This window comes from Zoogloea sp. LCSB751, from assembly GCF_002028455.1.
Classification (GTDB): domain Bacteria; phylum Pseudomonadota; class Gammaproteobacteria; order Burkholderiales; family Rhodocyclaceae; genus Zoogloea.
Genome location: NZ_MWUM01000106.1, coordinates 1 through 365 on the forward strand (window position 1 = coordinate 1; position 365 = coordinate 365).

The 365-nt window shown below is 36.7% G+C and carries 1 protein-coding gene; it reads right to left on the reverse strand.

Going from position 1 to position 365, the window contains the following annotated elements; genetic code table 11:
- Window positions 1-37 precede the first annotated feature (37 nt).
- Window positions 38-268, reverse strand: coding sequence for a hypothetical protein (locus B4920_RS25950; protein ID WP_037414628.1), 231 nt, complete (start codon window positions 266-268; stop codon window positions 38-40).
- Between the last annotated feature and the right edge of the window lie 97 nt (window positions 269-365).

Below are 365 nucleotides of genomic sequence, written 5' to 3' on the forward strand. Positions count from 1 at the left end.
AGACTCGGCCGAGTTGTAAAAGTCGCAAACGCTATTATTACTTTGGCAACTCATCCTGACGCTTCGCCCATTGGATAAATAACACCACAGGATAAGGTGACATCAACACTAAACCTAAGCCAATTAAGCTTGCGATCAATAACATCCCACTGATTTCTAGACTCCATTGAGTCAACATATAAAACCCAAGTCCACAAACTAACATCAAAACCCCTAACCAATGTAAAAACTTCAACAAATTCATAGTGCTTTTAATGCTATCTTGCATATAAACCTCTTTTTATCTCTCGCTAAACTTGTACACTATTGCCATGAATATCGAAAAAGGAACTGAGACAATGTTAAAACAAACATTTCTATTAAGC